Source organism: Hyphomicrobium sp., assembly GCF_020852195.1.
Classification (GTDB): Bacteria; Pseudomonadota; Alphaproteobacteria; order Rhizobiales; family Hyphomicrobiaceae; genus Hyphomicrobium_C.
In genome coordinates, this window is the sequence record NZ_JADZBI010000008.1 from 1 (window position 1) to 6,339 (window position 6,339).

Annotated in this window: 9 protein-coding genes and 1 pseudogene; 4 read left to right on the forward strand and 6 right to left on the reverse strand. The window is 66.4% G+C overall.

All coding sequences use genetic code 11. The annotated features are described in order from the left end of the window. Positions 1-276: 276 nt before the first annotated feature. Together IT540_RS00655 and IT540_RS00660 are read left to right on the forward strand one after the other, a co-directional pair. Complete coding sequence (locus IT540_RS00655; RefSeq protein ID WP_291171878.1) at positions 277-636, forward strand: YkgJ family cysteine cluster protein; 360 nt, start codon at positions 277-279, stop codon at positions 634-636. 208 nt (positions 637-844) lie between these two features. Next, the gene (locus IT540_RS00660) at positions 845-1,348 is read left to right on the forward strand and encodes a hypothetical protein (RefSeq protein WP_291171880.1); all 504 of its coding nucleotides are present in this window, start codon (positions 845-847) and stop codon (positions 1,346-1,348) included. Between the two features lie 125 nt (positions 1,349-1,473). On the opposite strand, the gene IT540_RS00665 is transcribed toward IT540_RS00660, so the two are convergent. The 4 genes from IT540_RS00665 to IT540_RS00680 form a co-directional block, all read right to left on the reverse strand. After that, complete coding sequence (locus IT540_RS00665) at positions 1,474-1,878, reverse strand: hypothetical protein (protein WP_291171883.1); 405 nt, start codon at positions 1,876-1,878, stop codon at positions 1,474-1,476. Between the two features lie 95 nt (positions 1,879-1,973). Beyond that, a complete protein-coding gene (locus IT540_RS00670; protein WP_291171886.1) occupies positions 1,974-3,098 on the reverse strand; it encodes a pyridoxal phosphate-dependent aminotransferase in 1,125 nt (374 codons plus the stop codon). Positions 3,099-3,111: 13 nt separating this feature from the next. Further along, positions 3,112-3,552 (reverse strand): DUF1489 domain-containing protein, encoded by a 441-nt coding sequence (locus tag IT540_RS00675; protein WP_291171889.1) that lies wholly within the window; start codon positions 3,550-3,552, stop codon positions 3,112-3,114. A gap of 12 nt (positions 3,553-3,564) precedes the next feature. Then, positions 3,565-4,035 (reverse strand): hypothetical protein, encoded by a 471-nt coding sequence (locus IT540_RS00680; protein WP_291171891.1) that lies wholly within the window; start codon positions 4,033-4,035, stop codon positions 3,565-3,567. A gap of 274 nt (positions 4,036-4,309) precedes the next feature. On the opposite strand from IT540_RS00680, the gene IT540_RS00685 reads away from it, so the two are divergent. Further along, a complete protein-coding gene (locus IT540_RS00685) occupies positions 4,310-4,774 on the forward strand; it encodes a hypothetical protein (protein ID WP_291171894.1) in 465 nt (154 codons plus the stop codon). 47 nt (positions 4,775-4,821) lie between these two features. On the opposite strand, the gene IT540_RS00690 is transcribed toward IT540_RS00685, so the two are convergent. Both IT540_RS00690 and IT540_RS00695 read right to left on the reverse strand, forming a co-directional pair. Continuing rightward, entirely contained in the window at positions 4,822-5,625 is an 804-nt protein-coding gene (locus IT540_RS00690; protein ID WP_291171896.1) for a YdcF family protein, read from the reverse strand. A 39-nt stretch (positions 5,626-5,664) separates the two neighbouring features. After that, entirely contained in the window at positions 5,665-5,970 is a 306-nt protein-coding gene (locus tag IT540_RS00695) for an SH3 domain-containing protein (protein WP_291171899.1), read from the reverse strand. A gap of 187 nt (positions 5,971-6,157) precedes the next feature. Here IT540_RS00695 and IT540_RS00700 point away from each other — a divergent pair. Further along, positions 6,158-6,339: pseudogene (locus IT540_RS00700) on the forward strand (isoprenylcysteine carboxylmethyltransferase family protein); the annotation flags it as partial.

A 6,339-nucleotide genomic window follows, 5' to 3' on the forward strand; every position in this document is an offset into this window, starting at 1 on the left:
ACATGTGCCGACATTAAAGGAGAAAGTGTGTCTGAGGGCCATGACGCGCCGGCCACTGCGGCCTCAGATTTTCTCGCCGTTGCTGCTCAAATGCCCCCAAAGGCGCCTCATCGCGCCGATGTAATCTGTTGGAAGCCCAGGCTTTAACATTGCTGCCGACGGAAATGGAAGTTAACAGAGGCAAGAGCGGCAACATCCGGAGCATCGTCCGGAGCGGCGCGCGCTTTGGTACGGCGGCGGCCGGTTGACGCGACATCGAAGACGGATGCTGCCCTCGTGTACGACTGCAAGAAGTGTCCCGGCTACTGCTGCTCCTATCCGCTGATCGCGCTCGACAAGCGCGACGTCGAGCGCTTGGCCCGCCACCACGGACTGGGCTTCGAGGAGGCCCGAAGCGCCTTCACGCGCGAGGCGCATGGGCGCAAGTACGTCATGAAGCGCAAGCGCGATCGCCACTACGGCGCGATCTGCCGCTTCTTCGACACCGAGAAGCGCCGCTGCACGATCTACACGGCCCGCCCTGCCGTATGCCGCTCCTTTCCGGGCAAGGGACGTTGCGGCTACTACGACTTCCTGATGTTCGAGCGGCGCGCGCAGGAGGATCCGGATTTCGTTGCAGTGACCACCCATCGCTGATAAGCAGAGATCAAGAAAAATAAGGACATTTCAAAGCGATAAATTGCAGAGCTAATTTGAACATCTAACAATTTTAAACAAATTATTAATCATCCTTTACCTAAGATGCCCCATGCGCTCGTAGCATGGTATGCGGCGGCAAACCCGCGGACACGAGAACCTAAGGATCTCCCGCAAGCCGCTTCCATCGCACGCAAGGGAGACGACCATGAGCCTGATGACGCGCGCCGTCGGCGCCTTCGCCCTGCTCTCGCTCGCGGCCATTCCGGTCGGAGCGCTGACCATCAAGAACACGTCCTCGAAGGACGTCTCGGTTGGCGTCGACAACGGCAGCACCGAAGCCGTCTACCAGATCCCTGCCGGCGGGACCGTCGATGTGCGGGAAGATTGCAGCGCGGATTGCGCGGTGACAGGCCCCTGGGGCTATTCGCGCCTCGTGCCCCAGAACGCCACCATCGAGACCGATGGCACGTCGCTGGTCACGGCGGAAGCCGCACCCAAGGCGCAGAGCCTCGTACCCCAGAACCCCGTTAGCGAGCCTCAGGAGATCGAGAGCGCCGCGACGGCCGAGCCGCCTCCGGCCGTTGCGAAGCGCCCCGTCGTCAAGCGCAAGCGTCCCAAGCCCCAGCGCTCCGTGGCGAAGCAGGCGCCGAAAGGCCCTTCGCCCGGCAGCTTCCAGATCCTGTTCCAGGGTCCGGCCAAGAAGAAGTAGCAATGCCTCATGGCGCGCGCACGCGCCTGCGCACCCGTTAGACCATGATCGCTTCGGACCCTGTCAGTCCGAAGCGTGGATCATCGGTCTCGCCGAAAAAGCGAGTGCGCAATCAGGGTCGCGCCCTAGCGCGAGAGCCGGATGACCGCCGAGCCCTTGTTGCTGTTGAGGCGCACGACCTGGCTCTGGCCGGAAACCGAGATCTGGATCTTCCCGGTGGTATCGAACTCGGGATTGTAGAATGTCCCGCGATAGCTGCTGCCGCGCCCGCGGATGAAAGCGGTCTGTGAGACCGTGCCCGACTGGGTGGCGCACGTCGCGCTCACGTCGTAGGCCCTGTCGCCGCTCGGGCTGAACGTTGCCCGGCAGCGGGCCCGCTCGGTCGCGCCCGAGCTGAACTTCACCGTGCCGCTGCCCTTCCACGAGCCGGCGAGATCGGCTGCGGAGGCTGGCGCAAACGTGGCAGCGGTGGCGAGCATCAGCGCACCCGACCCGAGAGAGAGAAAGAAGCTCCGTGAAGCTTTATGCATCGGTCTCCCCTTTGCTTTGTTCGCGAACCCGGCCACGTCTCGGGCCGGCGATTCTGCGAGTATACGTCTCAACCCGAGTCCTGGACCGGGCCTACTCAACTATTTTCGAGCGTCCGCTTGCGCGCGGCTTCGAGGGATTGGGGCAGGATCTGTGCGAGGACTGCGAGATCCTCGTCCCGCCCACAGGATATCCGGATGCACCGGTCGAGCGGCGCCACGCCCGGTTTTCGGGCGAACACGTCCCGCGCCAGAAGCTCGTCCAACACGGCACGCGCGAAAAGGCCGTCCGCCCCGCAATCGATGGTCACGAAGTTGGCCGCCGATGGGAGCGGCATGAGCCCGTTGCTGCGGGCGATGTCGGTGATCCTTTCGCGGGCACGGCCGATTTTTCCGACCGCCTCGGTTAGATAGGGTTGGTCGTTTAGCGCCGCTAGGGCACCGATTTGCCCAACACGGTTGATTCCGTAGTGGTTCCGCACCTTCTCGAAGACGGCGATCAGATCGGCCTCACCGAGCGCATAGCCGATCCGCGCCCCTGCGAGCCCGTAGGCCTTGGAGAACGTCCTGAGACGGAGCACCTGCGGATTGGACACGTCGATCGGCGGGATCGCGTCCGCCGGCGCGGTGTCGCAATAGGCTTCGTCGAGCAGCAGCAGCACCCCGTCGGGCAGCGCCTCGATGAGGCGGGCGAGATCCGCGGCCGGCCACCACGAGCCCATGGGGTTGTCCGGATTTGAGACGTAGAGCACGGCCGCCTTGTGGAGCCGCACGGCGGCGAGCAGGGCCTCGAGATCCTCGCGGTCGTCGCGAAAGGGCACCTTGACCAGCTTCGCACCCTGCGCCGCCACATGGAAGTTGAAGGTCGGATAGGCGCCGTCCGACGTCACGACCACGGCCCCCGGCTCGGCGGCAGCCCGGATGGCGAGCCCCAGCAGCCCGTCGATCCCCTCGCCGATCACCACGTTGTCGGCCGAGACGCCATGATGAAGCGCGAGCGCCTCGCGCAGGTCGTGGTTTTCGGGATCGGAGTATTTCCAGTTCTCGGCCGCGGCCTCGGCCATGGCGCGAATGGCGGCGGGGCTCGGCCCGAACAGGCTCTCGTTAGCGCCGAGCCGCGCGGCGAACGGACGCCCCCGCGCCCGTTCCTGCGCCTCCGGCCCGACGAACGGCACGAGCTTCGGCAGCTCCCGAATGATGCGCGTCAGCGGCGGCGGTTTCATGCGGGCCCGGCCTCTAGATCAAACCGAGATCGAGAAGCGCGCGCCGCATGTCCGGCGGCAGTGCCGCGAGATCGTCGCTACCTCCCGATCCCAGATCCTCGGGCGCATCGTCGTCGGAGAGATAGCGCCAGCCTTGGAACGCCCGGCGCGGCGCCGGCCGCACCGGCACGAGCTTGGCATCGAGCAGCATCCGGCAGCAGGGGCTGCCGTCCTCCTTCTGGCCCTCCTCAAATCCGACCAGCTTCTGGCGCACCTGGATCGTGCCCTTGATCACCCAGTAGAGCGAGCCGCCGTCGAGCAGCTCCTTCTGCCGCTTCGGTGTCTGCAGGGTTGCATGGAACAGGCGCGGCTTCTCCCCGCGCGCCTTCTGCTCGCGGATGCGCTCGCGCTGCCACGCCGCCAGGTCCTCGATCGCGGACACCCCGACGCAGAGCTTGATGATGTGAAGAGCCATGCGTGATCGCGCTCACTCGTCGGTGCAGAACCCGGTGTATTGGGCGAACACGGGGCTTCCCAGGAGGCCGAAGTGACGCGAATGCACGGCAGGATGCTTGCCGGCCTTCTCGTCCTTGTCATAGACCGTCGTGAGGTTCAGGAAGCCCTCGTTGACCACCTCGAGATAGTGGTTGGCGTTGATGGCGCGCACGACGCTGAGCTTGCCCGCCTCCGCGCCGGGTGTGGCCCTGAGCGTAGCCGTCTGCCTTTCGAGATCGATATCGGCGATGGCGAAAGACAGCGGGTTGGGCGGCTTCGACTGAAACGCGCCGGTTTCGTAAGTCCACGACGCGCCTTCCGCGAACGCACAGCTCAGATTGGCGGGCTTGTCCTCGTCGGCCTCGGCCCGCCAGGCGAGCGCGCCGAGACCGAGAACGACGCCTGCGGCGGCCCAGACGACACCGCGCCCCCAACGACCGCCGAGAACCGAGCCAAGCTTCATGCGCGCCTCATGCAAAAGGGGCTGCGGCCCGCGGCCGGCACCCGAACACCATGGAATGAGGCGTAGCCCGCCCGGCGGATGCGGGTCAACTGGACGCCGAGCCCCGTCCCGTGGCGGAGGTGCCCCGCTCCACAACGCCGGCGGTACAACGGCCACGAAGCCGAACCCCGGGAGCCTTTGTGGCGCCGCCTTTTTGCGCGACAGGGTCCGAAATGTCGCCACGCACGTCTTGAACCCTTCTAGGATACCGCAAAGCAACACGACCCGACCGCCCATGACGATTCGAGCCAGATCACGGACTGCGCCGGCCCTTGCGGCCGTGCTGCTGGGCGCCTGCGCCTCGCAGACGGGCGACATCGCGCCGTCGATCTCCCCGGTCGCCGAGACCGTAACGCGGCTTCCGCCGGCCTCGGGCTACCAGATGAAACCGGAGGAGCTGGCGCTCGACTGCAGAACGCTGACCGGGCGCATGGCGGTCCGCATCGTCCAGATCCGCGACTACCACACCCGTAGCCAGGCGACGGTCTTGTCACGCGGCATGCAGACGGTGTCGAAGCCGGCCTGGGGCGGCTCCGGCGAGGGCACCGATCCCGGCGCGCGCTACGCTCGCGACCGCGCCATGCTCGAAGCCTACAACCACCGGCTTGCCGAGAAGAACTGCGCCAACTTCGACCTCGACGCCGAGCTCGACCCCAACGCCAAGGAACCCCCGCGCACGCGGCCGCTAAAGAAGTCCTGAGCGGCGGATGCCACACGGACCACCACGCTGCCACAGCGCGCCCCTGTCTATGGGCCGGGAAACACCTCGTCGATCCGTCCCAGCACGCGGTAGGCCAGGAGGCCGATCCACTCGTTGGCACCGAGATCCAGACGCATCAGCCCCTGCGGAATGCGCTCGAAGAAGCGCATGAGGTCCTCAGGCCCCCGCGTCCGGTAGTCGACCGGATAGGCGATGACGTCGAAGCCGGCCTTGCGGAACAGCCCCATCGCGCGCGGCATGTGAAAGGCACTGGTCACGAGATACCAGCGCTCGCCGGCGGCCGGCCTGACCAGATCACGCGTGAAGATCGCGTTCTCGTAGGTGTTGCGCGACCGGCCTTCGAGCACGAGGCGCTCCCTCGCGATGCCGGCGTCCGCGAGAAAATCCGCCACCGGCCCCGACGCCTCGACGTTGCTGGCGAGCAGTCCGCCGACGCCGCCCGTGAAGACGACCTTGGCCTCCGGGTGCCTGAGCGCGAGCCTCAATCCTTCCGTCACGCGCTCGGCCGCCTCGTTGACGCCGAGGCCGCCGCGTCCGGCCGACACCCATCCGTCCTCGAATCCGCCGAGCAGGATGATGCCGTCGACACGGTCGCCGGGCTGAGGCGCCGGCACTGAGGCGAAGCGCTGCTCGAGCGGAAGCACGAGCAGGTTGCCGGCCGGTGTCAGGCCGCCGACGACGAGCGCGAGCACGCCGCCCCAGGTGAGGAGGCGCGCGCGCCGGCTCGCCGAGCCGCGCCGCATCATCCACAGTCCGAGGACCATTGAGAGCACGGCGAGCGAGGACGGTTGCACCGCGAGCGCCAGGATCTTCGAGAGCGTGAACGGCATCGGCGGCTCAGCGAGACGTCGCCAACCGCACGCCGCGCATTACTGACACGCGACCTTGCGCAAGTTCGACTTGTCCGCGTAGCCCTCGAGCGAGCCCTTGCGGATCGCGCACCAGAAGCCGCGTGGCGTACAGAAGAGCTTGCGCTTCTCGAGCACGTCGCCGCGCTTTGCGACGCCGATCACTTCCGACGTGCTGTAGGGACGTGCGCGGATATTGAGGCTCGACGCGGTGACCTTGAAGCAGCCGTAGGTGGCCGCCTCGGCCTGGGTCGCCGTACCGCCGGAAAAACCGGCCGCAAGCAGGAGCCCCGCACCGGCGAGCGCAAACATGGATTTTACCGTCATGATTTTTTACCTTCCTTGAACGCCGGACCGCAGATACGCGTGCCCGTATGAACCGTATGTGAACTGTATGGTCCCCGCGCTGCCAGTAATGGCGATTACGGATAAAAGTATGGCTCCGGGAGGACGGAAGTTGGCCTGCCGGAGCGCCCGCCATAGCCTCGCATGAGAATCCTGCGATGATTGCGCCATGACGAACACGCCCGACAGCGTCGCCCCGCCGGCGGCATGGCCTTGGCCGCCCATCCTGCTGGCCGCGATCATCGCAATCGCCGTTGCGCTCAGCTACGCGCTTCCCCTGGCGTGGCCGGGCGAGGATGACCTGATGGCGCATGTCGCGGGGCTCGGGCTTGGCGTTGCCGGCCTCGCGCT

What these genes read in the sequence shown, in the direction of transcription:
- IT540_RS00660 (WP_291171880.1), top strand. Translation starts at nt 845, where the DNA reads ATGAGCCTGATGACGCGCGCCGTCGGCGCCTTCGCCCTGCTCTCGCTC.
- IT540_RS00665 (WP_291171883.1), bottom strand. Translation starts at nt 1,878, where the DNA reads ATGCATAAAGCTTCACGGAGCTTCTTTCTCTCTCTCGGGTCGGGTGCG.
- IT540_RS00670 (WP_291171886.1), bottom strand. Translation starts at nt 3,098, where the DNA reads ATGAAACCGCCGCCGCTGACGCGCATCATTCGGGAGCTGCCGAAGCTC.
- IT540_RS00675 (WP_291171889.1), bottom strand. Translation starts at nt 3,552, where the DNA reads ATGGCTCTTCACATCATCAAGCTCTGCGTCGGGGTGTCCGCGATCGAG.
- IT540_RS00680 (WP_291171891.1), bottom strand. Translation starts at nt 4,035, where the DNA reads ATGAAGCTTGGCTCGGTTCTCGGCGGTCGTTGGGGGCGCGGTGTCGTC.
- IT540_RS00685 (WP_291171894.1), top strand. Translation starts at nt 4,310, where the DNA reads ATGACGATTCGAGCCAGATCACGGACTGCGCCGGCCCTTGCGGCCGTG.
- IT540_RS00690 (WP_291171896.1), bottom strand. Translation starts at nt 5,625, where the DNA reads ATGCCGTTCACGCTCTCGAAGATCCTGGCGCTCGCGGTGCAACCGTCC.
- IT540_RS00695 (WP_291171899.1), bottom strand. Translation starts at nt 5,970, where the DNA reads ATGACGGTAAAATCCATGTTTGCGCTCGCCGGTGCGGGGCTCCTGCTT.